The sequence below is a fragment of the Longimonas haloalkaliphila genome, from assembly GCF_055379825.1.
Map to the genome: position 1 here is coordinate 2,489,605 of NZ_AP043948.1, position 25,547 is coordinate 2,515,151.

Consider the following 25,547-nt stretch of genomic DNA (forward strand, 5'->3'; position numbering starts at 1 on the left):
TCTCATCTCATGTGTATTGCAAAATATGTACTACAAACGTAACAGGAAGCCAAAAAGCGATGCAGCGCCTTAGAGAGACGACTCGCGAGCGAACATGCGGTTTACATACTGGTCATTGAGCGCCCAGAGCACCACCGCTGCCAGCGTCCACTGCACCAGACAGGTCATGATGCTGAAGGGATCGAGTGGGTTAAACCACGTATCGGGGGCAAACACGAAGATCGACTGGTAGATCCACCAGCCCAGCACAACGACGGCCTGAAGCGGCACAAAGTACGTAATGAGCACGTCCCAGGCCGCTCCTGGATTGCGCTCGCCGCCGTGGCCCATGGTTTCAGTCCGGAAGGCACGCGGCCCGTACGTAAGCACAGCCAGGGCAATCAACGCGCCTGAAATGAGAAGCCCCACGCCCCATACGAAATCCTGATTCGCGAAGATGTCGAGGCTTACCGCTGAGGGGATGCCCAACACGAAGCCAAGCCCGGCCACCCAGCTCACAGCAGTGGCGCGTGTCACACCCGCATCAACGAAGGAGCGCGTGGCCAGCTCAATCATCGAGATGAGCGAGCTGAGCGCGGCAAACGAGAGGCCGAGGAAGAAGAGCATGGCAAGCGGGCGACCGAATGCCATCTGCTCGAAAAGCTGCGGCATCCAGATAAAGGTAAGCCCGGTACCGGCCGGACCGCTTGTCTGCATCACGTTAAGCACTTCGCTCTGCGACATGGTCGTACCCAGCACGGCAAAGACCGTCCCGAAAATGATGATGGCCGCGATGAGTGACACGATGTTGTTGCCAATCCCCGTAATAAACGCGTTGGAGACAACCCCGTGCTTGGCCTGCATGTATGCCCCATACGTAAGAATGAGTCCCCACCCGGCGCCCGTATCCCACGCATTCTGCGTGAGGGCCTGCAGCCAGAGCTCCGGGTTGCCCAGCAGTGCCCACTCAGGGGTAAATAGAAAGGCGATGCCCTCCCACGCTCCTGGTAGCGTAAAGGTACGGGCCAGGGCCAGCAGTAACACCCCGAGTAGCGTGGGGATGAGAACACGATTGACGCGCTCAATGGAGGATACGCCCTTCCACACGGCGAGTGCTCCAACGCCTACAGCGATTGCATGAAAGAACACAGGCGTGCCTCCTGCCTGGAAGGCCTCCCACCCTTCCTGGGCGGCTTCGTTTGAGAGCGGAAGCGGATGGGCGAGCATCTGCCAGAAATAGAATAAGCACCACCCCGCCACCACTGCGTAATAGAACATGATCGCCGTTGTTACCACCCCGATAAACCCGCCCATCCATCCGCGGTGGCGCCCGGCTACCTTTGCGTAAGACCCCACGATCCCCATACGACCCTTACGCCCCATCGCATACTCAGCAATGATCAGGGGGATGCTCCACATAAACAGGAAGAGAATCCAGGCCACGAGGAAGGCCCCCGCCCCGGTTTCCCCGCTGGTTTCTGCGGCAATCCGTGGGAAGCGCCATATGTTACCGGTGCCTACGGCAATACCGAGCACGCTTAGAATGAGGGCCCAGCGCGTTGAGAAGCGATCTGTTGATGAAGAGGACATACACCAGCGAGAAATCCGTGAGGGAGCATTAACAGCGGGAGAGCCTCCCAAGAGGCTCGTAGGGAGTGCTACAGCGTAACGTCGGCCAACTGAGCTTCAACCTCAGCGCGACGTGGTCTCAAGAACGGAGGTAGCTGCAACTGCTCGCCCAGCGCGTCCTCCGGCTCATCGTGCAGAAAGCCGGGCGGATCGGTCGCAATCTCGATGTTAATGCCACTGGGGGTGCGGAAGTAGATCGAATGGAAGTAGTTGCGGTCTTTCATAGTTGTTGGTCCATATCCGGCTGCCAGAAGCGCTTCGCGGATTTTTTCCTGGTGGGCATCGTCTTGCGCTCGAAAAGCCACGTGGTGCACGGTACCGTATCCCCATCGCCCCTCGTGCATATTGGGCTCGTTGTATACGTCCACGTGGCATGCATGCCTGGCAGTGGGCACGGTAAAGCGCGTCCAGTCGCCATCTTGCGGCGTAGGCTCGGTGTCTTCCTCTTCGTAGCCCAGCGTGCGCAGTGCCGTCATGGCTTCGCGGGCATTGTTGGGGTGCAGTGTCACACTGTGGAATCCACGAATGCCATGCTCGTGTGGCACGTCGCCTCCCGTCCACGGCTCAATGTCGGAAGTGCTCGCGATGAGCTCCAGGGGCTGTCCGTCAGGGTCTTGCAGGCGAAGCACCGGCTCTCCGAAGCGCTCGGTGAGCGGGTAGGTGCGTATGCCGTACGCCTCAAGACGCTCCTGCCAGTAGAGCATCGAGCCGGTGGGCACCGTGAACGACGTGGCTGTAGCCTGCCCCCGCCCCACCTGTCCACGCTGAATGCTCTGGTGGGGCTTCAGCGTCATGACGGTGCCCGGCGTGCCTTGTCCGTCGGCGAAGTAGAAATGGTACATGGTCGGCCCCCGAAATGCTTCTGAGGGGTTGTTGAAGAGGACCGTTTGCTTTACGAGCCGCAGCCCGAGCACATCGCGGTAGAAATCGATGGTGAGCTGTGGGTTGCTCGCATAGGCCGTAACGTGGTGGATACCGGTTACAGGAGATACAACAGGGGGCATACGCGCTATATCGTTGAATTCGGGGCAGCTATCGACCTGCTATGAGTAGCAGTACCTCTAAGGTAAGGCGAGCGCCCCTGCATTCCAAATTGGATCTTTCCTGCGGTTGCGGACCGTCTGCAAGACACGTACAGAACGCATCCGCAGCGCATGAAATGGTCTCGATAGAGAGGAAATGCTCGATTACCCCGATCATTCAAGGCTGAATTCAGGACTGGAGCAGCACCAGGCAGTCGTCAGTCCGCTTACAGGCGATGGCATCCATCGTAGAATTGGCCCGGCCCTGTGTCGCCATTCCATGACATGGGCATAAGAGGTACACCTCCTTTCCTTCCGTTACATATCGTTTCTTTTTGTACCTTTTTAAGACGTCAGCTCGAACAACTTACCATTTTAAATCGGGTTTTTGACCTGTGTATTGCCTCTTTACCGCACATATATGCACCAGCATGCGCCAAAAGCAAACTTCTTGTGCGCCAAAGATTCCCTGGTATCATCTTTGAGATATAGAGAGGCGCACGTTTACATCCACATTTTTGCATCAATTGATACCACTCATGGCTGCCTCACTCCTGCTTCTCGGCATCTGCTGGCTTCTCCCTCTCGGACTGGTGGGATGGTCGTACTACCGGTATCGTACGCGTTCGGCTCGGATGCCTGCACAGTGCCAGATCGTCTACGAAACGACATCCATTGACGTGCACTCAGGCACCTGGCTCATGCTGGCCGAGCACCGAGGCGCCCCCATCTCGCTTGCCCCCACAGAAACATACGAAGCAGGGGTGCCCAAAGCGCAGTCGGTCGTACGCTTACACACGCCCCAGGGAACGTCAACCTATCGCCGCTGCGAGGCTATCTTAAATTAGCACCTTAGAACCTGTTTTGATTTCTTAATTTGGGCTCCGAGCGGCGGCGCTGGACTGGGGCCGAAGGGCATGCCCCTGGTGCAAATTGCCCCCGATATCGGCCCGTAGCCCCGGCTACGAACCGCCATCGGGGTCCAATTTTCGCTTCAGCGGCGCTCGCTCTCGCCTACAAACCAAAACCCAAACAGGCTCTTAAAATTAGTACGGTACCGGTTGTCTGCTAAGAACGAAATACAGCGGTTCCGCCAATTAAGATAAGTCAGCGAAAATACGTTTACCCCTTGTCATCGCGAGGGGCCTGGGACCGACGCGTCGCTGACGCGCCTCGCAGTGACAGACTCGAAGATTCGTTTGTAGACCTATTTAACATTTCCAACAATGAGGGGGACGTATCCACGTCTCCCTCGTTCTGTTTTATGCTTTTGCCTGGTGTTTAAAGACTCATCCCACAGCCCAGTAGATTCGGGGGAGGCACGTGGAACTGGATCTCCAAAAGTGGTAAACCAGTCGCATCTGCGATGCCATGAAGATACCTTCAGCAACGCACAGCCATTCACGCAAGGCGGTCTGCTCTTCTGCTTGTTCTCGCCTACGAATCAGCACCTAAACGGAGGGCCTGAGGCCAGTGCCCGGTATGCCCATCAATACGCCCGCTCGTACAGGAAGTTAAGCCGCAGGCTTGACTGTCTACGCAGCAGACGCGCCATAAACGTGTTGGTGAGTTCGTACTCCAGCAGCAGATCGGGCTCCAGCACCTCTGTCTGGCTGCTGCCCGTGTCGATCGGCTGCTCTATGGATGCATAGAAACGCGGCGTAATGTAACGTCCCAACGTCAGGTACGATATTCCGTTAGGACGCACCTGCAAGCGCACCACGTCAAGTCCCAACTGGGTTGCAGCAAGGTTCTCTACAAAGTTTGAGGCCTGCCCGATCGCCAGCTGTGCGGCAAGATCGCCTCCGCTGCCAGCCCCCCCTCCTCCTCCCAGAAAGCTGTCGGCCGGACGTCCTGTGGCGAGATAGGACAGAATGTTAGACGTTGACATGGGAGGCTCCGAGCTGAAGCCAATCTCGAGGTCTCCCAGGCGTCCGTCAGCATTCAACGTGATCGTCACCTCTGTGTCCCTTGTTTCGCGCGCTCGCTGCTCGTAGACCGCCGTGAACGACATCTGCGGATCGTCGGCCGGTCCGTTAAAGGTGAGCGTACCCTCATCGACCCGAAAGAGCTGTCCGAACTGCTCAACAGTGCTGCGCTCCGGCACAATATCGATCGTCCCAAAGACCTCCACATCCTCGTCATGCTCTTTGCGCAGGTCGAGGTCTCCATTGAACTGGATGTTCAGGCCAAGCCCCGATCGCGACCGGAGCCACGTTTCGCGCCGGATCTCCACCTCCATGTCGATCGCCATAGCCTGGTACGTGTCATACACCGTTGTATCAGCATCGGCCAGGCGGATGCCAAACCGGCGTTCCAGTACAGAGCGGTCTTCGTCGGTCAACGAGACGGCTTCAAGATCCGCAGCAGCCGCGTCGTCCAGCTCATCAAAGAAAATGTCGGCACGCACGACCTGCACGGTACCGGTGAGCCGTGGACGCTCGGTGGTGCCTGTAAGCACCATGTCGCCGTTAATGGTGCCTCGCCGATACGGGCGCGTGTTGATCGCCTGGAACTCATCGGCCCGGATTTGCAAGTCCATCTCGCCCAGGCCCAGTTCGGCCAGCTCGATCGATCCAGTAGCCGACATGCGTCCGCGGCGGGGCGAACGAATCGACGACTCGGTAATCTCGATGCGATCATCTTCAAGGCGGAGCACGGCACGCCCCTCTGTAAACCGGTTGTTCAGGTCGGTAAGCACAATGCTCAGGGCGCTCAGGGTTGCATCCCCCTGCAGATTCGGATCGGTACGTGTGCCGCCAATCTGGACCGCAGCGTCGAGACGTCCACTCAGGTCTTGCATCACATCCGGATCCAGAAAGGGATCAATCCACCCAACGGCAAAGGCGTCGGCGTCCAACTGCAAATCAACCGGCGTGCTCATTACGTCTGCCGGTTCGGGGGCACGAAGGCGCAAGTCGATCGGAAAGTCGCCACTGAGTGTCAGTGTGCTCCCATCGGCATGTTCAAGGTTGGCGTTAAGGTGGAGCGCGAGATCGGCGTAGCGCAGCTCTGTGTTGAGCGTTCCCACCTCACGCCCTTCACTGCAAACGTCGGTATCAAGTCCCATGGTTATGATGGGGGCGTCGGCGGGTCCAGAGAGGTCGATCGTTGCGTTTGCACGGCCTCCGAGCCCCTCAATCTGCATCAGCTCTGCAAAGGGACCAGCATTCACGTTTTCGAGCGTAGCGACCAGGCTTTGATCGCCCTCGGGGTCGATGCGGCCATCCACAGCTATCTGCTGGTCTGAAGCCATCAGCAGGAAGTTGCGGATGCGGATCGCGGTCTCCTCTTGTGCAATGGAAACCGGCTGGAGCAGTCGCCACGCGTCGGAGCCGAGATCCAGGTCCATGCGTGTGAGCGAGGCCCGGAAGGGTTCGTCGAACGATGGAACGGACAGGTCGAGGCGGGCTCGCTGATCGGCACTCGCTTGTATGTTGGTGGATAGCGACGCCCCCTCGGCTGCGCTATACGTACCGTTGGCCCGTACTTCGTCGGCCGCAAGCGTAGTCCACTCTACGAACTGCAGGCGCGTGCGTCCTTCCACGCGGTCGATGCTGCGGTCTTCTGCCAAGGCCCCTGCCAGGATGACTTCAGAGTTGGTGACGCGCGCATCATCGGCAACCAGGTTCTCCAGATTGAGGCGCCCGTTGAAACGCAGCTGTCCGGCTTCCCCACGCAGGCGCCCGGTTAGCGAGCCGGTGTCCGCAGCAAGCGTCTGCAGGGGCGTGAACGTTTCGAGCGGCTCTAACGACACAAGATTCGCGTTGAGCACGATGTTCGCCTCGGCATCCTCGCCTAAGAACGAAGCGGTGCCTCCTGCAGTCGCCGTAAACACATTCGAGTTGACGCTGAGCGTATCGATGCGCACACGTCCGGCGTCGTACGACGATCGCAGCATAGCCGACTCCAGCAGAAGCGGACCGTACCCTGCAGCAGCGGCATCGAGCGTTGCCGTAAACGATGCCGTTTCGGCGGTCCACCCCCTCCCCTCAATGGCAAACTCCAGCGCCCCCAGATCGGCCTGCAGCGTATCCTGCCCGGTCAGCGCTGCTCCATCGAACTGAGTCGCGCGGGCGGTAAGCGTGTACGAGGAGTCGGGGAGCGAGGCATTGAGCGTCGCCTGTGCTTCGCCTACGTCGAACTGAGCGCGCATGTCGCTCTCGACCTGCCCCTGATCCGCCTGCAGCGTAAGTTGACTTTCGTTGAGCCTGGCCTCGTTGATGCGCGAATCAGACAGCGCCAGCCGCCCGTCAAACGAGAGTACGTCAAGCGACTGCCCCGCTCCACGAAAGTCGAGCGTGCCATTCAAGTCGGTATCGAGATTGGGAATGCCGGCCAGTGCGCCCACATTGAGCGCGCGAATCGTGCCCTCCGTTACGTTGACCGACGGACGCTCGTCGAACGGGCGGGCTGTACCCGCCAGGCGTGTTTCTCCACCGGGAACGCGCAGGGTCGTGTCGAAGGTGAGCCGCTCATCATTATCAAGACTCACGATCAGGCTCAGCGCCTCAATAGCCTGCTCGTTGAGGCGCGACTGGGCCAGGTCGGTCTGGAGTCGCGCTTCCATAGGACGATCTTCTGCCAGCGTTGCGCGCGCACTGAACGTACCATTGAGGTCGCTCTCCTGGCTTTCGTCTTGCAGCAGCGGACCGATGTTTACGTTGTTGAGACGTCCATCGCGTAGCTCTAAGGTGAACGTCTCCGCAAAAGGTTCTATTCCCATCTGCGTCTGTACACGTCCAATATTGCCTTCAGCACCTATGTCGGCCTGCAGCGCACCTGACTCGAACGACAGCGCGGCCTGTAGCACATCCATCTGCACCAGCCCGTGCGTTAGGCGACTAACCTCAGCGTTTCCTGAAAGCGCGGTTTCCTGCGGGTCAAAGCCCTGTCCTTCAGCGGATATGCGCCCGCTGATGCGTGTATCGGGCAGGTCGGGAGCGACCTGGAGCGCATCGAGGAAAGCGTTCAGGTGGAAGTCGGTAGTGCGCAGTGCTTCGAGCGCAAATGTCTCCGTTTCGTCGAGGGCCGCCCGTCCGCGCCCTTCGACGCGTCCGCCCGGCAGGCTCACCTGCAAATCGGACTGTACGGTTTCGCGCTGCAGGGTTGTGGTGGCAGTAAGCGCATCAATGGGAAATCCATTTATCGTAGAGGGCCGCAGGGTAAGCGTGGTCGAGAGGTCGGCGGTAGCCAGATCGATTCCGCTACCGGTCAGCGTCAGGTCGAGATTGAGCGCCGATGTTAGTTCAGTATCAGGAAGCCACTCGGCCAGGTCGAGTCCGGCGGCACGGGCCGTCAGGTCGTAGGCGGGTACCTCCTCGAACGGTGTCGTGGTGCCACTGAGCTGCACTTCGGTGGCGTTGATGCGCCCCTGGCTCTCCAGGTCAACCGTTCCGCTGGTTGTAGTAGCCAACAGGTCGAGGGTCTCGATCGTCAGCGTTTCAAAGCGTGTATCGCGAACGGAAAGCCGGGTGGTGCCGCTAAGGGTTTGAAGGGTGGTACCACTCAAGTCGGCATCAAGCGAGGCATTTACACGGGTAGGCGTTCCGGTAAGGCGGGTCACGTACTGGTCGATGTCGAGGGCGGCCCGGTAGTGGAGGCGCGTGGTGTCAGCATCCGGGAGGGTAGCTTCCGCGTTGAGGCGCCACGTACCAGCATCGTTGACCTGTCCGTTCCCCTCGGCCTGCCAGTGCCCTGCACGCTGCGTGAGGGCCAGCGTAAACCGGTGCACTTCGTCGATTGCTGGCGCCAGAGCAGGCACGAACGGGGCGATGTCGGCGATCGCAATTGAGTCGGCATGGATAGCGAATGCTGCCTCATCGAGCGCACCTGACGGCGCATCTGTCGATGCCCCTGCATCGTTTGTCGGAGGGGCTTTATCCGCTGAGGGGGCTGCGGCAAACTGCAGGGTGCCGTAGCTCCGCAGGCGGCTGCGAGGAGCATCCAGCTGCAGCGTGTTCACGGTCAGCATGTCGGGGCTGAGGGTGGCACTGGCTGCAAGCGTGAGGGGCATGGCGCTGTCGTCGGGCAGTTCGCCACGCACGTGGAGCGTGTCGAGCGTAGCCTGGGTTGTCTCGCCGATGTAGACATCGCTCAGGCGCAGCGTGAGCGGATCAATGAAGGCAGTTGAGTCGGCCTCGCTGCCCCAGAACGCGATTTCGGCATAGCCGCGCGACACCTCGGCACGGTCTATCTGGATGCGCAGGTCGGTCGGCTCGTCATCAGGGTCGGCGGCGAACTGCGCGAGCACGGCATCCCAGTTCCAGGTTGCGTCGGGGGCCTGGGTCACGTATACGGCAGGCCCCCCAAGGTGGGCATTGGTAAGGTGCAACGTGCCCCCAAGCAGGGCCGTGAGCCGGTATGACACGGAGACTGTATCCACAGCGACCAGCTGTTGATCGCGCGGGGCGGCCACGCCAAAAGTGGGCCCTTGCCGATGGGTACGCAGCGTATCGGGGATCGCATCGGGATGTTCATCGGGGCGCACCGGCTCCGCATCCCGCTCAAATACCACTCCGTAGAGCGTAAGTCCACCCAGCCACGACCCGGACGCCCGGTCGATCGTGATCGTGGTTTCTTCGACCGGGTTGAAGCGGTCGAGAGCCCACTGTGCGACGCGGGTGGCGCCAGACTCGGTCTGCAGGAACAGCAACAGACCCAGTCCAAGCAGCAGCACAAGAGCCACGACCCCGCCGAGTCCCTGCGCGGCGCGGCGCCCGATGGTACGCAGCCTGGACTGCGGCGCAGCGCTTGGCGTTGACGATGACGAAGCGTTGGATTGGGTCACGGCGTGTGCGGTCGGGTCTGTCGGTGACAGCGGTAGGAGGATGCGGTGCGAACGCCCCTAAAAGGTGCGTCCGATGCCAAGATGAAAGCGAAACTGACGGGTGAACGAGGGCGAGACATCGGTGGGTGGACGGCCCTCGCTTATGGCATCGCTGACCTCGCGCGGATCGCGCACGTCGAGCGGGTCGGGATTGAGGGGTATGGCGATGTCGAACCGGAGGAACCCGAATGGCGTCTGGTAGCGGACCCCTGCTCCAATGCTGATACGCAGCGCGTCGGTTTCGGTTGGGAAGCGGTCGAGATCGCTGGTAGGCGGGGCCGGGACGAGCGAGAACCCTTCGGTGCCAAGCACGGCGGCATCGACAAAGGCGGCGGTGCGCCAGCTATCTCCTAACCCGGGAAAGGGCAGGCGCAGCTCTACGTTTGCGGCGGCTTTCGACATGCCTCCGATGGGCGCCAGGAGCGAAGCGGTTCCTTCCACATCCGTTGAGTTTATGAACTTGCCCCCGGCCTGGTTGGCGGGCCACCCGCGCAGGTCGGTGCCACCTCCTGCGTAGTAGAGCACATCGTTGAAGCGGTTCAGGAAGACAGAGTTACGGAGCGAGGGCTCGGCAGTGAGCGCGTCGCGGCTCTCGCCAAATGGAAACACCCGTCCTGCAAAGAGCCGAGCCGCAAGGTCGACCGACGTCGTGAGCGGCTGGTAGGCGGCCAGCTCCACGGAGAGCTTCCCGTACTGCACGCCCGAGGGAATGAGCGCTCCGGCTACTTCCGCAGTGGGGCGCACCATAAATCCGACGTTCGGACTCACGTAGTCGTCGGTGCGGCCCAGGTTGGCCGACAGCGTAAAAACGCTGCGGTTGAACCCGCCATCGCCAAACGTCTCGATAGGATCTTCTGGATCGGCGACCGCTCCCGACTGCAGTTCTTCAGGCACAAACTGGCGGCGCCGCTGCAGGCTGTGGCGCAGGGTTATGGTTCGGAAAGAGAAGACCTCATAGGTGAGCCGCGATTCAATTCCGATGGTAGTCTCGTTGATACCCAGTCCGCTTCGCGACACGCCGGGCAGACGCGGATTTCGACGGATTTCGCCAAACGGCTCGACAGAGGCGGAGAGGTCAGGCGAAAAGACATACGGCTCGCGCACGAGCAGTCCCCCTCGGAAGCGACGCTCTGTGACGGTGCTTCCACCGGTGCCTGCCAGGAAGTTTGGCAGAAAGCGCGCGTCGTTGGGATATCCTGTTTCGGCAACTACGCTGGCTGTAAACGAGCGTGCATTTCCAAAGAAGTTGCGGTGGCTCCAACGCCCCTCAGCGGTTGTGCCTACGGTGGTGCCGTATCCGACCTCGCCTGACAGGGTTCGCATGTTGGCTTCTCGCACCCGGTATCGGATAGCGACGGTCGAGTCGCGCGGCTGCTCGGGTACGTCGGCAAGCGCTACGCGGAACAGGTTTAGATTGAACAGATTGCGCTGGCCTTCTGAGATTTTGTCGGCTGAGAAGATATCGCCTTCACGGAGCGCCAGGCTCCGCTCGATGATGCGCCGCTCTACGGTCTCGTTACCGCTAATCTCGATGTGGCCAACCCGGGCGCGCGGTCCCGGATCGACAAAGAAACGCAGGTCGGCGGTACGCGCCTCTGTATCGGTTTCTACCTCAGAGCGTAGTGTTGCAAATGCATAGCCCTGATTACGGAGCCACCGAACGACATCGTCTTCGATACGTTGCCGGTTGAAGTCGGTGTACCGGGTACCCACCTCTACAGACATGTCACGTTGAAAGTCGCGCCACTCCTCGCGCATCTCAGGCTCGAACGCCTCGACCGCGTAGCGCTCGCCGTCGGCATCCAGAAAAACGGCATCCTGGATGATAAGCGGCTCTCCCTCTTCGATCGTGATCACGAGCCGGATGCGGTTTTCGGTGGCGTTGAACTGCGTAGCTGGGTAGTCGATGCGCGGTGATGGAAATCCGTTTTCGCGGTAGAAACTACGAAGACGGGCAATATCGCGCTGGAACGTGACTGGATCGAAAAAACGCGGCGTTGGCTGCAACAGCGGGAGGCGGCGCTGCCACCGATCCCACACAGAGGGCTGCTGCGTGGCCATCCGCCGTAGCAGGCGTTCATCGGGAAACGTCTGCTGATCCACGAACCGAAAGTCGATGCTGCGCACCTCGGTGTTGCTATCAACCATCGAGAGCGGATCCTGGGCATACGACGGCCCTGCCAGTCCCAGTGTCAGTATCGCGAACACCATGAGCAGCGGAATACACCGTTGGGCAATGCATTGCTGGAGCATGCCGTCCCGGAGCGCGCGATCTGCCGTATCCGCCATAGATGAAAAAGGAGTTACTCGAAGAGACAGGAGATCAGGCAGCAATGGCAGTACGAAAATAATGGGATGGTAGCGAGTGCGGAGGCAGTGGCGGGACGCAGGGCCAGTTTTGACCCCTATTCCGATTTTGGAGACCTTGCTTGGGGCTTTATCGGACGGTATGGCTGTTTGGCCATCACGTGACGGTGCTCGTGCAGCGATGCAACGACGGCCCCCAGCATGAACACCATGCCTGAGAAGTAGACCCAGAACACAAAAGCGACCATTAGACCGAACGTATTCCCAAGAGCAGAGAAGCTCTCTTCACCCATGGCGTACTGTTCAAAACGGCCAACATACACAGCGTAGTATGTGAATGCGTACTTAAGAACCTCCCACATCCCGGCTGCCACAACGGCCCCTACCAGCGCGCTCCGTTTGCGCGGATGCGGAAGCGGCACGAGATAGTACAGCTGGAAGAACATTGCTGTCGTTATGACGAAAGGAAGAAGCACTACCAGAAATTGCGTCAGCGCAGTGAGGAATCCAATAAGCCACGGTGCCTGGATGCCCAACGACGCAAGCATAGAGGTGCTCATCCGGGTTGTAAATATAAACGAGATGAACACGGTAGCCAGAAAGAGCATCCCGACCTGCAAGACCATACGGGCATCAAATAGATAGCCCCCGAGAATGGAGCGCTCTTCGTGCCATGTCTGCGCAAATGCATTACGCACTACAATGCGCAGCGTGATAAATAGCGAAAACGCCGACAGAAAGAGCCCAATTCCACCGATTCCAATGACTGCTCCGCTGATTTCTTGGAGCTGGTCCAGAAACTGGATAACCTGCTCTTCTTGCCCTTCAGGAAGGAAGTCGCGCACGATCCGGATTACCGCATTGAATGCAGCGTCGCCCCGAAGAACGCGTCCCAGCAGGCCAATGCCAAGCAGCAGGATAGGTACGATCGTAATCAGCACCTTGAACGCAATGGCCTGCGACCAGAGTACAATGTCTTTTTTCTGCAGCTCCTCAACCAGCCCATAGATGTAGTAGAGCGCCACCGCTTGCACGCGCGACCAGTTGTAGGTCCATAGCGACGCGCTGCGGCCCTCGCTTCGTCTATCTTCTGCCTGCCTCGCATCAATCTCCGCGGCGTTATTGAGGGGTGCGGTACGGCGCACCGCCTCGCTCAACCGGGTGTCTTCACGCTGTTCATTTGGCGCACCAGGGGATGCAGAAGCGTTGGTCCTGTCAGAGGAGCCAGACTCCGATGTATCGGAGTCGGACGAGGAAGAGGCGGAAGGGCCACTCATGCGCGGCGTGGGGCTTATTTTTGTACTGCTGGCAATACGAATTATAACGGATCCGCTGTTGGATTTCCACCATGGCGTTTCCGCTGCGTGTCTGTCAACACACAAGAGCAGCACAGAGTGACACGCTGAATCCCTATCTTCTTTCTGGCTTTCGGTGAGCCAGATCCTGCACAAGCTCATTTTGTAACGCCTGTGTCATCGCCGTGTGCCAGCAGACACGACGAAAGAGTTACACGTCCCACCAAGTCCAGCGCCTGCCAGAGCAGTAATGTCTTCAGTCAGGAGCTTACATCCCCCTAAAACAACAACGTCTCACCGACCCAGGGGCCGATGAGACGTTGTTCTGCTGTGTTGTATCATCCGTGATCAGCGCTGCGCGCCCGTTGTGTTCAAGAGCACCTCGCGCTGTCGCGAGATGCTACTTCTTATCGTCGCCTTCGTCCACGACTTCGAAGTCGGCATCGCGCACGTCGCCGTCGTCGGTCGTGCCGTTGCCCTGGGGCTGCTGCCCCTGTGGACCACCGGCAGCGGCTCCGGCGCCAGCACCGGCTTCTTCAGCCTGCGCAGCGTAGATCTCCTGACTGGCCGCTGACCATTTCTCGTTCAGCGTTTCGAGCGCAGCTTCAAGCTCGCTTACGTCTTCGTCGGCGCTTGCCGTTTCGAGAAGCTCTTCAACGCGGTCGGTGGACTGCTGGATCGCGCTTCGCTTCTCTTCCGGAATTTTATCGCCGTACTCTTCGAGATTCTGCTGCGTGGTGTAGACCATCGAGTTTGCTTCGTTGATGGTCGACGCCCGCTCTTTGCGCTTCTTGTCTTCTTCAGCGTTTGCTTCAGCTTCCTGGCGCATCTTCTCGATCTCCTCCTCGGTGAGTCCGCTGGAGGCCTCGATACGGATCGACTGCTCTTTGCCAGTTGCCTTATCTTCTGCTGAGACATTCAGGATACCGTTCGCATCGATGTCGAACGTCACCTCAATCTGCGGCGTGCCCCGTGGAGCAGGCGGGATGCCTGTCAGGTGGAAGCGACCGATCGTGCGGTTGTCTTTCGCCATCTCCCGATCGCCCTGGAGCACGTGTACCTCAACCGACTCCTGGTTGTCTGCAGCCGTTGAGAACACCTCGCTCTTCTTGGTCGGAATGGTTGTGTTCGACGGGATGAGCTGCGTCATCACGCCGCCCAGTGTTTCTATGCCAAGCCCGAGCGGTGTAACATCAAGGAGCAGCACGTCGTCGACGTCGCCGGAGAGCACGCCCCCCTGAATGGCTGCACCAAGCGAGACCACCTCGTCGGGGTTGACCGACTTGTTGGGGGAACGCCCAAAGAAGTCAGTTACGGTTTCCTGCACGAGCGGTACCCGTGTGGATCCGCCAACCAGGAGCACTTCGTCGATGTCACCTTTCTTGAACCCGGCGTCTTCCATCGCCTTCCGCATGTGCGGAATCGTGCGGTCAACATGCTCTTTGATGAGCTGCTCGAACTTCGCACGGTTGATATCGAGGTTGAGGTGCTTTGGCCCCTCATCGGTTGCCGTAATGAACGGCAGGTTGACCGTGGTTGTCGTCGCGCTAGAAAGCTCAATCTTAGCTTTCTCAGCTGCCTCTTTCAGGCGCTGCAGTGCCATCGCATCCTTACGAAGATCGACGCCCTGCTCTTTCTGGAACTCATCAGCGATGTAGTTGATGAGCGCCTGGTCGAAGTCGTCGCCGCCAAGATGGGTATCGCCGTATGTAGCTTTCACTTCAAAGACGCCATCGCCCAGCTCCAGGATGGAGACGTCGAAGGTACCGCCACCCAGGTCATATACCGCCACGACCTGATCCTTATCGTCGTCGAGGCCGTAGGCAAGCGATGCTGCGGTAGGCTCATTGATGATCCGCTTTACCTCAAGCCCTGCAATTTTGCCGGCTTCTTTGGTCGCGGTACGCTGCGCATCGTTGAAGTACGCCGGCACGGTGATCACCGCTTCGGTGACCTCTTCACCGAGATACTCTTCGGCAGTCTTCTTGAGCTTCTGCAGAATCATCGCCGAAATCTCCTGCGGCGTGTACTCGCGGTCGCCAAGCTTAACGCGGGGCGTACCACCGTCACCGCGCACAACCTCGTACGGCACCTCGTCCAGTGCCTCGTTGAGGTCGTCGTACTTCCGGCCCATGAACCGCTTGATCGACGATACGGTATTCTCTGGATTGGTGATGGCCTGACGTTTCGCCGGAGCGCCGACAAGCCGTTCGCCGTCTTTCTTGTATGCAACGACCGATGGTGTGGTACGCGCACCTTCCGCGTTCTCAATCACCTTCGGATCGTCGCCCTCCATAACGGCAACAACCGAGTTGGTCGTTCCTAAGTCAATCCCTATAATTTTACCCATTGATGTCAAGTTCGGTCAGTCAACAAAGCGCGTGAACAGTGGTGCCGTCGCGCATCGCGACAGCCACTGGTTTTTATTCTCAAACACGATGCCGAAAGCCAAAAGCGGCCTGACAGCGTGTCACATTGGCAGCAGATCGTCTAACTCTTCGTCGCGTGTCTCTAATCGTGTCAGAGCGGCGTATGCTGTCGTGCCCAATCCTGACACGGTGCGTGCATCAAGCCCGCTGGGTTGTCGTAACCGGATGCACACCTTGCATCTACCACGACCCTCAACAGATCTATGCATGAACAGGGAAACCGCTTTCCGGGTATGCCGATATGATTGAGCGCACTACATGTTAGCCCTTTGCTTATGCGCTACCTCCCGAACGCACTTACTATCGGACGCATCCTGCTCACGCCGGTCGTTCTCTTTTTGCTCACCGTTCCCACGTGGTGGGGGCAGATGTCTGCGCTTATTCTGTTTGTTGTAGCGTCGATCTCAGACTATGCCGACGGCCATCTGGCACGGGCCTGGAACGTGAAGTCGCGCCTCGGTCAGTTTCTTGACCCGCTCGCCGACAAGATTCTCGTGCTCGGGCTCTTCGGAATGTTTGCTTTCCTGGAGCCTTCCGTCGTTCCCTGGTGGGCCGTGGCGCTTATTGCGCTGCGCGACGTAGGGGTAACCGCTTTGCGTAGCTATGCCGAAGCTCAGGGACGAACACTCGCCACGTTTCGCATCGCCAAGTCCAAAACCGCTGCGCAGATGGCTTTTCTGCTGGCGCTGCTTGCCGTTCGCGTAGCGCAGTACAGCGGTCCCGTAGCCAGCGACTTTGCAGCCTACCTCATCAGTAGCCAGATTTTGTATGGTGCGCTGCTGGCCGTGGTTGCGCTAACGGTAGGCACCGGTCTCCTGTATGCGTTTGGCGCCCAGGAAGAAACCATCCACCCGAATCCCCCCCGCTCTTCTTCTGTGTCACAGTAACGGTGTGCCGCAGTAATAAACGGGGGTTCGCTTCGCATGCATTCCTTGACCACTCTCGTTTTACCTGTGACTTCCTGCACCACGGTTCCACCTGTTCTCGCTGAACGCATCGCGCATGTGCTGCTTGACCAGGAAGCGGTTCGCGTACAGCCTGCAGACCCGTTCACCTGGTCGTCGGGCTGGACAGCCCCCGTCTACTGCGACAATCGTCTGCTTCTGAGTACGCCTGGCGCGCGCAATGCCGTACAGCAAGGCTTTCTGGCATACTGTGCTGGGCTTCCGGCACAACCCGACGTGATCGCGGGAACGGCCACAGCGGGCATTCCGCATGCCACCCTGCTGGCCGATCGCCTGGGCACTGCGCTCGCTTACGTGCGCGGTTCGGCCAAAACCCATGGCCGCCGCCGTCAGGTAGAAGGCCGCGTAAATAGCAGCACAGAAGCACTCGTGGTTGAAGACCTCGTCTCGACCGGCGCCTCTGCACTCGACGCCGTTAAGGCCGTTCGTGACCGCAAGGCCCCTGTTGTGGGCGTACTCGCTATTTTCTCGTATGACTTTCCTGAGGCTCACGAAGCGTTTGCTGATGCCCGGTGCGCGCTTCATACCCTCACGACTTTTCAAACGGTGGCTCGCGTGGCGCGCGATACCGGACGCCTCTCTACCACAGAGTACGACGACCTGCTTCGCTGGCACAGCGCTCCGGGCGCCTGGTCGCCCGCCTGACCGGCCATGTTCGCTTCTCTTCTTTCTTTCTATCTACCTGCATGAACGCCTACCTTCTCTCTATCGGCGACGAGCTGCTCATCGGCCAGACTGTAAATACCAACGCCGCCTGGTTGGGTGAGCGTCTGAGTCAGATGGGGGTTGATGTCGTCGAGGGGCGCACCCTTACCGACCGCAGTGCCCGCATCCAGTCGGCCCTGCAGGACGCCTGCACCACAGCCAACCTTGTGGTTCTGACTGGCGGACTGGGCCCCACACACGACGATCTTACAAAGAATGCCGTAGCCGACTTTCTGGGAGTCGAGCTCGTGCGAGACGACGCGCTCTGGCGTCGCATACAGACGTACTACAGAAAGCGCAATCGCACGGTGCCCGAGCGTGCCGCCCAGATCGCTGATGTACCCGAAGGCTTTGAGAAGCTCGCAAATCCCATTGGAACGGCCCCTGGACTTCGGTTTCAGGGCGCGGCCTCTCATGGCGCACTCATTGTCGTGCTTCCGGGCGTGCCTTCTGAAATGAAAGCCATCTTCGATGCCTCTGTGAAACCGCTCTTGGCCGAGCGCACCGACCTGCGCTCTACGTCGCACCGCACCCTGCAAACCACCGGCATCGGCGAGTCGGACCTGCAAGCCGAAATCGGTGATGCCGATGCCCTGCTCCCCGACCGGGTATCACTCGCTTATTTGCCGTCGACCAGCGGCGTACGCCTGCGCCTTACGGCCCATGCGCCCGACAACGATATTGCTACGCAACTGCTGAATACCGCAGAAGCCCGCATACGCGAACGCGCCGCTGCCCACATCTTTGCAGTCGGAGAGGTCTCGCTTGCTGAGGCACTTGGGCGCCGCCTCAACGAAGCCAGTCTCACCGTGGCTACCGCAGAGAGCGCTACGGGCGGCCTCATTTCACACCGGTTAACCGGTGTAGCGGGCGCGTCGGCGTACTATCGCGGAAGCATCATCGCATACGCCAACGACGTGAAGGTCAAACAGCTACAAGTGGATGCCGACGCGCTCGCCTCCCATGGCGCTGTTAGCGAACCTGTAGCGCGGCAGATGGCCGCGGGCGTGCGTCGCGTGCTCAACACCGACATCGGCGTTGCAACCACCGGTATTGCCGGACCAGGCGGGGGCAGCGATGCCAAACCTGTAGGCACAGTGTGGGTCGGCTATGCTGATGCTCATGGCACCCACGCAGCACACATCCGCTTCGTAAACGACCGTAGCATGAACAAGGAACTGTTTGCCACGGCTGCACTCGACATGATTCGCCGCCAGCTTAACCGACGTGACGGACGGGTAGCCACTTCGCCACGTTATGAATCGTAAACGTAATGAGTCTATCTTGTAGGACCTCCTTGTAGAGCCTCCTGCGCCACGCGGGCTGCGTTCCAGATGCTCTGTTCGACCCGACATGCCCTGTCATGTACCGGATGTGTTCCTTCGGTGCAGCATGCATTCCTGCTCTTTTGTGCCTCCAAGGCCGCTTTGAGAAACAGCGTGTGCCACGGTGTAGCGTGTCTTCATTGCCTTGCTGCACGAGGCATGAATTGCATACGGGCATGGCACTCCTGCGCGACACAACGGTACATACATAGAAGCAGGACATACCGCCCCGTAGCGTACAGGGTATACGCTGCTCCAGCGTGCTCCTCCCTTTGTTACCCTCCCCTTGTTGCATTCTTTCGACTGACATCCCCCCTTCTCCATGGCCAAAAATAACGGATCCGGAAAAGACGAAGCCCTGAGCCTCGCGGTCAAGCAGATTCAACGCGAGCACGGCAAAGGCTCTATCATGCGCTTGGGCGATGAACCGATACAGGAAGTAGAAGCTATTCCAACCGGTTCACTCACGCTCGATAGTGCTCTGGGCGTCGGCGGCGTGCCGCGTGGACGTATAATCGAGATCTACGGTCCCGAATCCTCGGGGAAAACGACCCTTGCTACGCATATCATTGCCGAGGCTCAAAAACTGGGCGGATCGTGTGCTTTTATCGATGCTGAGCACGCCTTCGACCCAAACTACGCAGGCGACCTGGGTGTGGATACCGAAGAGCTTCTCGTCTCACAGCCCGACACCGGCGAGCAGGCCCTCAACATCGCTGATACGCTTGTACGCAGCGGTGCCCTCGACGTAGTCGTCATTGACTCGGTCGCGGCACTCGTGCCCAAAGCCGAGCTTGAAGGCGATATGGGCGACACCCATGTGGGCCTGCAGGCACGCCTCATGAGCCAGGCGCTCCGCAAGCTTGCAGGCACCATCAACCGTACCAAAACCTCACTTATCTTCATCAACCAGATTCGCATGAAGATCGGGGTCATGTTCGGAAACCCGGAGACTACCTCGGGCGGACGTGCCCTGAAGTTTTACTCGTCGGTACGGCTCGATATTCGACGCATTGGTGCTGTGAAAGACGGGTCTGATGTGATTGGTAACAAGACGCGTGTACGCGTTAAGAAGAACAAGGTGGCACCGCCGTTCAAAGAGGCTGAGTTTGAGATTATCTATGGCGAGGGCATCTCGTCACTCGGTGAGCTAATTGACCTGGGCTCCGAAGCTGGTATTATCGAGAAACGTGGCTCGTGGTACTCTTACAACGACGACACCATTGCGCAGGGGCGCGAAGCCACCAAAGAGTGGTTAAAAGAGAACGATGAGGAACGCGAGGAAATCAAACGTCAGATCCGGATCGAACTCGGAATGATTAAACCCGATGACGAAGAGGCTGAGGCCGAAGAAGAGACCGCTGAAGAAGATGCATAAGCGCATCGCGTTGTCCTGGAGCGCCCTTATGCTGCTCGCAGGCCTGTTAGCATCGGGGGATGCGCGTGCCCAAGCTGCTTCGTGCGCATCTCATGCCCCCAACACATGGGACGCCCAGGTCTCGGTTTCGGTCTATTGTGCAGGAAATCCTCTGCCTACGATATCAGTCGTCGCCGATCGCATGGCCCTTCCCCTGTTTGCAGGCGCTCCGCTCGCAGCCGGGGGATATGCCGTAGCTACCCGCTCGCAGCCTCGCTTTGGAGACGCCTATCGGCTGGGCGTTTCCATGACTGGGGCATACGTTGTAACCCACAGCCTGAAGCGGCTCATCAGACGCCCCCGACCGTACGCTACTGGCCTTGTGGAGCGCCGCGATCCATCTGCCCCCGCAGAAGAAGCCCCTATTCTCTCTCTGGATGACCGGTCGTCGATGCCGTCAGGACACGCTACCCTCGCGGCAGCGCTGGCTACGTCTTGGAGCCTTAGCCACCCGCACTGGTACGTGATTGCTCCTGCTGCAGTATGGGCGACAGCCACCAGCGCAAGCCGTGTACACCTGGGCGTACACTATGTAAGCGACGTCACTGTAGGGGCTCTGATTGGAAGCGGGACTGCTGTGCTTGTACACAGCATACGCTCTTCCATCACTCCCTCAGTGTTCGACGCCGATAAAGGAAGTAGGCCCAAAATAGGGATTCCCAAAATAGGGATTGTAGTACCCTTGTAGACAGAACCCACCGCCTGTCCCCACTGTGCTCTACCAAGTGTGGCTACAGCATTGCAGTGTTGCGCCCTCGTTTGCCTCTTAGGCGAATCCAAGAATGGAAGCGGATAAAGGGCAGACGTTTTGTCCGCTCGGACGCTCTTGTCTCAGCGAAGCATACGGAGAAGCATACGGATGCGTTGTGACGTACCCGTCCACTGGTGCGCACCACGCCCCGATCGCTCGTGCTTAGAACCTGTTTTGATTTCTTAATTTGGGCTCCGAGCGGCGGCGCTGGACTGGGGCCGAAGGGCATGCCCCTGGTGCAAATTGCCCCCGATGTCGGCCCGTAGCCCCGGCTACGAATCGCCATCGGGGTCCAATTTTCGCCTCAGCGGCGCTCGCTCTCGCCTGCAAACCAAAACCCCAACAGGCTCTTAGAGATGTCGACTCACCAACTCCAGGAGCGCGTCTGATTCGAACGGTTTAGACAGGTAGTCGTCGAAGCCCTGCTCCAGGAGCTGCTCACGGTCGCCGGGCATCGCGACAGCTGTCACAGCAACAGCAGGCGTACTGGCATGGCGGTCCATCTGACGCAGCCGTTTGAGCACGTCTACCCCGCTTCCCCCGGCCCCGAGGTTAATATCAATCAGAAAGAGATCGAAGTCTTCGCCTTCTGCCCGCTCTATGGCGTCTGACGCGTTAAGCGATACGGAGAGATCGACCTCATCGCCAAGCAGGTTTTCAAGCAGAAAGACGGTGTTATCATTGTCTTCGACCAGGTGCACCTTTGCCCCCTGCTGCCCTATCACACGTGCGTCAGGAGCTTCCTGCGAGTGAATTTCGTGCTCATCGGCCCGTGGAAATGCAATCGTGAACCTGCTCCCCACATCCAGCACGGAATTCACTTCGATGATGCCGTGCATCGCCTCCACCAGTTGCTTGGTGATTGAGAGCCCAAGCCCTGAGCCGTCGAACTCGCGCGTGAGTCCATCCGATTCCTGACTGAAGTTTTCGAATAGGAACGGGTGAAACTCCTGGCTGATACCCACGCCGGTATCTTCAACATCGACGGCTACATACTTCATCGCATTGCGCTTGTCTCCCCCGCGTCCTGCATCGTATGCATCGAAGTCGCTACGCTCAGCTATGTACACCCTGACTTCAACGCGCCCCGAGTCCGTAAACTTGATTGCGTTTGAGATAAGGTTCTGCAGCGCGCTGTTGAGAGCTCCTGTGTCAAGCTGTGCAACGGCATCTCGCGCCTCGGGGGTCACCTGAAAGTCAAGTGTAAGGCCGCTCTCTTCGGCTGATTCGCGAAAAAGCTCAGTCACCTCGAGCGCAACGTCTACCACGGTAGCCGGCGTCAACTCCATGTCCATGGACCCTGCCTCGATGCGTGCCAGCGTAAGCAGCGACGAGAGCGTGTCCATGAGCCGACTGCCGGCGGCTTTGATGCGTGTAACGTGCTCTTCGAAGGCATCGTCGGTGCTTTTGGCGCGTATGACATCGGCAAGCCCCAAGATTGCGGTAAGGGGCGTTCGCACCTCATGGCTCATGTTGGCCAGAAAAACCGACTTGGCCCGGTTTGCCGCCTCTGCCTGCTCTTTGGCCACTTCGAGCTCGTCACGCTGCTCTTTGAGCGCTTCGGTGCGCTCTTCCACGCGGCGCTCCAGCGACCGGTTGAGCTCGACACGCTCGGTGATGTCGTTCTGCACCCCCACAAAGTAGCGTATCTCGCCCTGCTCATCATCGATCGGCGTCAGGTAGAGCTCGTTCCAGAACATCTCGCCCGACTTTCGATAGTTGCGGATGACGACCCGGGCGTATCGCCCTTCACGTACCGCCTCACGAAGGGCCCGCACGCCTGCCTGGTCGCCGTCCATCGTGCCACCGGGGCAACGCTGCAGAAACCGGCAGTTGTATCCCAGTATTTCGTCTTCGTCATAGCCCGTCAGATTTTTAAACCCCTGGTTGACATAGATAATCGGGTTGTCGGGCTGGCGCATATCCGTTACGACAACCGAGTTATTCGCGGCCTCGATGGTTCGCTGAAGCAGATCTTTCACTTCCGCATCGGTGCGTGGCAGATCAATCTGCTCGTAAGAAGGCCGCGGCTGGCGCTCATTGGGATTGCGGTCGGCGGGCAAATTCGTCATGGATCTGTCAGAAGACCGGTGGACTAATTAGTGACAGTGGAAGCATCCAGAAAGGCGCTACAAACGACACGCTCACTACGACACTCACTCTGAGCTGAATGCGCGCAGGTTTGGATGCTTTATCTGGATGCTACGAACCGGGTACATCGGTCGATGTGGAGGCCGATACAAACATCATCTACTTGCCTCGCCTTCCTTGGATGCCTATCCCGCACCCTAAGTCCGCGCTTTTATTGCAAATGTTACGAATGAACACGCTGTCAATGAACACGCTGCCGATGTCTACCTGTGTTACCAGGCGTTCTTAATAGCTTCGACTGTTTCAGGATCTTCGAGGCTGCTGGTGTCGCCCAACTCCTTACCAAGGTATGCTGAGCGGATTACGCGGCGCATAACCTTTGCATTCCGCGTTTTGGGGAGCGCTTTTGTGAAGCGAATAGCTTCGGGCTTAAGCGGCTTACCCATTGCATCAACCACCTGCTGCATGAGCGACTCGCGGAGCGCGTCGTCGGCACGATCCGGATCACGAGGTACGGCAAACACGACGACTGCCTGCCCCTTCACTTCATGTGGGATGCCCACGGCCGCGCTTTCAGCAATGTCATCATGCGCGTTGATGAGCGCCTCCACCTCAGCAGGCCCGAGTCGCTTCCCTGCTACGTTGATCGTATCGTCGGAGCGTCCCAGAATATACCAGAGCCCGTCGCTGTCGATGGCTGCAAAGTCGCCGTGCACCCATATATCGTCGAACCGCCGCCAGTAGGCATCCAGATAGCGCTCATCTCCGTTCCAAAAGCTGCGCGTCATACCAATCCAGGGAGCCCGGATGGCCAGTTCTCCTACCGCCTCTCGCACAGGACGCCCGGCTGCATCGAGCACGTCGGCATCCATGCCAGGCACCGGCCCGCTGAACGCGCAGGGTTTGAGCGGCTGCAGAAAGTTGCCGCACAGGATTCCGCCTGATATTTCGGTGCCACCGCTGTAGTTTAGAATCGGCTTCTCTGCGTTGAGCACCGTGTTGAAGCACCACATCCACGACTCCGGGTCCCACGGGCTCCCTGTAGACCCTACAGCCCGCAGCCCCGACAGGTCGTGTGCGTCCACCGGTTCAGTGCCATGCGTCTTGAGCGCACGGATCAGCGTAGGCGATATACCAAGGTGCGTCACGTTGTGGTCGTCGACAAGCTGCCAGAGACGGTCAGGACCGGGATGGTCGGGCGCGCCATCGTAGAGCACCATCGTCGCTCCAATGGCAAGCGTGCCAAAAACGAGCCATGGCCCCATCATCCATCCCATGTCGCTCATCCAGTACATGGTTTCGCCGGGCTTTACGTCCATGCAGTGGTACATGTCTTGGGCTCCTTTAATCGGGAAGCCACAGTGCGTGTGCACGGCTCCCTTGGGGGCTCCGGTTGTACCGCTTGTGTAAATGAGCATGACAGGATCTTCGGCCGCCGTTCGCTCGGTGCGTGCCTTGTCGGGCTGCTGAGGCACCACATCGCTCCAGAAGCTATCTCGCGTAGCGTGCATGGGAGTGTCGCTACGTCCTGCATGACGCGTTACGATGACGTGCTCGACGGTGGGGCACTGCTGCAGCGCGTCGTCGGCCGTCTCTTTCATGCGGATGAGCTTCTCGCGACGATGGAACCCGTCGGCTGTAAAGAGCGCCTTTGCCTCGGCGCCCTGAAGCCGCGTGATGATCGCCCCCGGCCCGTATCCACTAAAGAGCGGACAGATAATCCCCCCTATCTTAGCGATCGCGAGAAAGGCGATCACCGTTTCTGGAGCCATGGGCATGTAGAGCCCGATAGCATCGCCAGCGCCCAGTCCCTTCTCGCGCAGCATGTTAGCGCACCGGTTCGTAGCAGCGTACAACTCAGCATACGTATATGTGCGAACCTCCCCCCCTTCGCTCTCCCAGCGCAGCGCGTCCTGGTTGGCGCGCGGTGTATTTTGCCAGCGGTCGAGCAGGTTATGCACGATGTTCATCGAGCCCCCTACGCACCACTCAGGGAACTGCGGCGCTTCTTCCAGATCCACGATCTGCTCATAGGGCGTGTAGAACTCAATGCCCAGATCATCCAGCACAGCTTCCCAGAACCACCCGACATCAGACGCCGCGCGGTCGTGCAGGTCTTCAAGCGAAGCAATTCCGTGTGCATCCATAAAGCGCTGCAGGTTCGAATCGGCTACCACCTCGGGATCGGGATGCCACACGATATCTTGCTGAAATGGAAACGACGTATCGGAAGCGCTTTCATTCGACATAACAGGGGGTAGTTGAGTGAACGAGTACAGGTAGTATGCAGGAATGCGAGAACACTGCAGCCATGGCGTCTGGAATTAGCAGCCCGGGCAGCACAGCCTGCGTGTCTCTACATTTGGCATGGAACGTAATGATACAAGGAAATGCCAATCATGGCAACCGCATGCGCCTGCAACAGACAGTTAATTCGCATGGCTCCTTTGCCGAGATTTTTTGCCCTACTCAAGCATGATTATGTTCAGGGGTTATGTTCAAGGGGTTTGACGGATATGTACGACCTATGCATGATCTGTTTTGCACGAAACGGAAGAAGCCTTCGGGGCCAGAACGCGGGTAACTGCAACAGCGCCGTAACAGGCCGTTCTGGCATGTCAAGAATTGGGCACGAATCCATCTTCGGGCCTTCGTTGAGACACTTTCCTGTGAGACGCGTGTATGGATGCAGTAGGACGACGATTCGTCTGTTCCGTCGCCGTCTATTTTCACTTGACGCATTATCATAACGTGGCTGAAAAGGATTCTCGTAAGACCCCGAACGAGCCAGAGGGGAAAAAGG

Annotated in this window: 14 protein-coding genes; 6 read left to right on the top strand and 8 right to left on the bottom strand. The window is 58.9% G+C overall.

Translation table 11 applies throughout. The features are described 5' to 3' along the window. Positions 1-69: 69 nt before the first annotated feature. Positions 70-1,569, bottom strand: coding sequence for a sodium-dependent transporter (locus ACZ48V_RS09680; RefSeq protein ID WP_464538605.1), 1,500 nt, complete (start codon positions 1,567-1,569; stop codon positions 70-72). Positions 1,570-1,637: 68 nt separating this feature from the next. After that, the gene (locus ACZ48V_RS09685; RefSeq protein ID WP_464538607.1) at positions 1,638-2,612 is read right to left on the bottom strand and encodes a ring-cleaving dioxygenase; all 975 of its coding nucleotides are present in this window, start codon (positions 2,610-2,612) and stop codon (positions 1,638-1,640) included. A gap of 557 nt (positions 2,613-3,169) precedes the next feature. Here ACZ48V_RS09685 and ACZ48V_RS09690 point away from each other — a divergent pair. After that, on the top strand, positions 3,170-3,478 hold the full coding sequence (locus tag ACZ48V_RS09690; protein WP_464538609.1) for a hypothetical protein: 309 nt from the start codon (positions 3,170-3,172) through the stop codon (positions 3,476-3,478). A gap of 641 nt (positions 3,479-4,119) precedes the next feature. Here the strand turns inward: ACZ48V_RS09690 and ACZ48V_RS09695 are convergent. The 4 genes from ACZ48V_RS09695 to dnaK form a co-directional block, all read right to left on the bottom strand. Continuing rightward, positions 4,120-9,420 (bottom strand): translocation/assembly module TamB domain-containing protein, encoded by a 5,301-nt coding sequence (locus ACZ48V_RS09695; RefSeq protein WP_464538611.1) that lies wholly within the window; start codon positions 9,418-9,420, stop codon positions 4,120-4,122. A 57-nt stretch (positions 9,421-9,477) separates the two neighbouring features. Then, complete coding sequence (locus ACZ48V_RS09700; protein WP_464538613.1) at positions 9,478-11,670, bottom strand: BamA/OMP85 family outer membrane protein; 2,193 nt, start codon at positions 11,668-11,670, stop codon at positions 9,478-9,480. Between the two features lie 194 nt (positions 11,671-11,864). Next, the gene (locus tag ACZ48V_RS09705; protein WP_464538615.1) at positions 11,865-13,043 is read right to left on the bottom strand and encodes a YihY/virulence factor BrkB family protein; all 1,179 of its coding nucleotides are present in this window, start codon (positions 13,041-13,043) and stop codon (positions 11,865-11,867) included. A 418-nt stretch (positions 13,044-13,461) separates the two neighbouring features. Further along, complete coding sequence (gene dnaK, locus ACZ48V_RS09710; RefSeq protein WP_464538616.1) at positions 13,462-15,411, bottom strand: molecular chaperone DnaK; 1,950 nt, start codon at positions 15,409-15,411, stop codon at positions 13,462-13,464. 354 nt (positions 15,412-15,765) lie between these two features. Here dnaK and pgsA point away from each other — a divergent pair, with 354 nt between their 5' ends. From pgsA to ACZ48V_RS09735, 5 genes are all read left to right on the top strand, one after another. Further along, on the top strand, positions 15,766-16,377 hold the full coding sequence (gene pgsA / locus ACZ48V_RS09715) for a CDP-diacylglycerol--glycerol-3-phosphate 3-phosphatidyltransferase (RefSeq protein WP_464538618.1): 612 nt from the start codon (positions 15,766-15,768) through the stop codon (positions 16,375-16,377). Between the two features lie 66 nt (positions 16,378-16,443). Further along, positions 16,444-17,100, top strand: a complete 657-nt coding sequence (gene pyrE / locus ACZ48V_RS09720) for an orotate phosphoribosyltransferase (protein WP_464538620.1) — start codon at positions 16,444-16,446, stop codon at positions 17,098-17,100. A gap of 41 nt (positions 17,101-17,141) precedes the next feature. Next, a complete protein-coding gene (locus ACZ48V_RS09725) occupies positions 17,142-18,428 on the top strand; it encodes a competence/damage-inducible protein A (protein WP_464538622.1) in 1,287 nt (428 codons plus the stop codon). Between the two features lie 379 nt (positions 18,429-18,807). Continuing rightward, entirely contained in the window at positions 18,808-19,863 is a 1,056-nt protein-coding gene (gene recA, locus ACZ48V_RS09730) for a recombinase RecA (RefSeq protein ID WP_464538624.1), read from the top strand. 181 nt (positions 19,864-20,044) lie between these two features. Further along, on the top strand, positions 20,045-20,590 hold the full coding sequence (locus ACZ48V_RS09735; protein ID WP_464538626.1) for a phosphatase PAP2 family protein: 546 nt from the start codon (positions 20,045-20,047) through the stop codon (positions 20,588-20,590). Positions 20,591-21,003: 413 nt separating this feature from the next. Here the strand turns inward: ACZ48V_RS09735 and ACZ48V_RS09740 are convergent, their stop codons facing one another. Then, entirely contained in the window at positions 21,004-22,725 is a 1,722-nt protein-coding gene (locus ACZ48V_RS09740) for a PAS domain-containing protein (protein WP_464538628.1), read from the bottom strand. A gap of 291 nt (positions 22,726-23,016) precedes the next feature. Then, entirely contained in the window at positions 23,017-24,993 is a 1,977-nt protein-coding gene (locus ACZ48V_RS09745) for an AMP-binding protein (RefSeq protein WP_464538630.1), read from the bottom strand. Between the last annotated feature and the right edge of the window lie 554 nt (positions 24,994-25,547).

What these genes read in the sequence shown, in the direction of transcription:
- ACZ48V_RS09725 (WP_464538622.1), top strand. Translation starts at nt 17,142, where the DNA reads ATGAACGCCTACCTTCTCTCTATCGGCGACGAGCTGCTCATCGGCCAG.
- ACZ48V_RS09690 (WP_464538609.1), top strand. Translation starts at nt 3,170, where the DNA reads ATGGCTGCCTCACTCCTGCTTCTCGGCATCTGCTGGCTTCTCCCTCTC.
- ACZ48V_RS09705 (WP_464538615.1), bottom strand. Translation starts at nt 13,043, where the DNA reads ATGAGTGGCCCTTCCGCCTCTTCCTCGTCCGACTCCGATACATCGGAG.
- ACZ48V_RS09740 (WP_464538628.1), bottom strand. Translation starts at nt 22,725, where the DNA reads ATGACGAATTTGCCCGCCGACCGCAATCCCAATGAGCGCCAGCCGCGG.
- ACZ48V_RS09700 (WP_464538613.1), bottom strand. Translation starts at nt 11,670, where the DNA reads ATGGTGTTCGCGATACTGACACTGGGACTGGCAGGGCCGTCGTATGCC.
- ACZ48V_RS09680 (WP_464538605.1), bottom strand. Translation starts at nt 1,569, where the DNA reads ATGTCCTCTTCATCAACAGATCGCTTCTCAACGCGCTGGGCCCTCATT.
- recA (WP_464538624.1), top strand. Translation starts at nt 18,808, where the DNA reads ATGGCCAAAAATAACGGATCCGGAAAAGACGAAGCCCTGAGCCTCGCG.
- pgsA (WP_464538618.1), top strand. Translation starts at nt 15,766, where the DNA reads ATGCGCTACCTCCCGAACGCACTTACTATCGGACGCATCCTGCTCACG.
- ACZ48V_RS09685 (WP_464538607.1), bottom strand. Translation starts at nt 2,612, where the DNA reads ATGCCCCCTGTTGTATCTCCTGTAACCGGTATCCACCACGTTACGGCC.
- dnaK (WP_464538616.1), bottom strand. Translation starts at nt 15,411, where the DNA reads ATGGGTAAAATTATAGGGATTGACTTAGGAACGACCAACTCGGTTGTT.
- ACZ48V_RS09735 (WP_464538626.1), top strand. Translation starts at nt 20,045, where the DNA reads ATGGCCCTTCCCCTGTTTGCAGGCGCTCCGCTCGCAGCCGGGGGATAT.
- ACZ48V_RS09745 (WP_464538630.1), bottom strand. Translation starts at nt 24,993, where the DNA reads ATGTCGAATGAAAGCGCTTCCGATACGTCGTTTCCATTTCAGCAAGAT.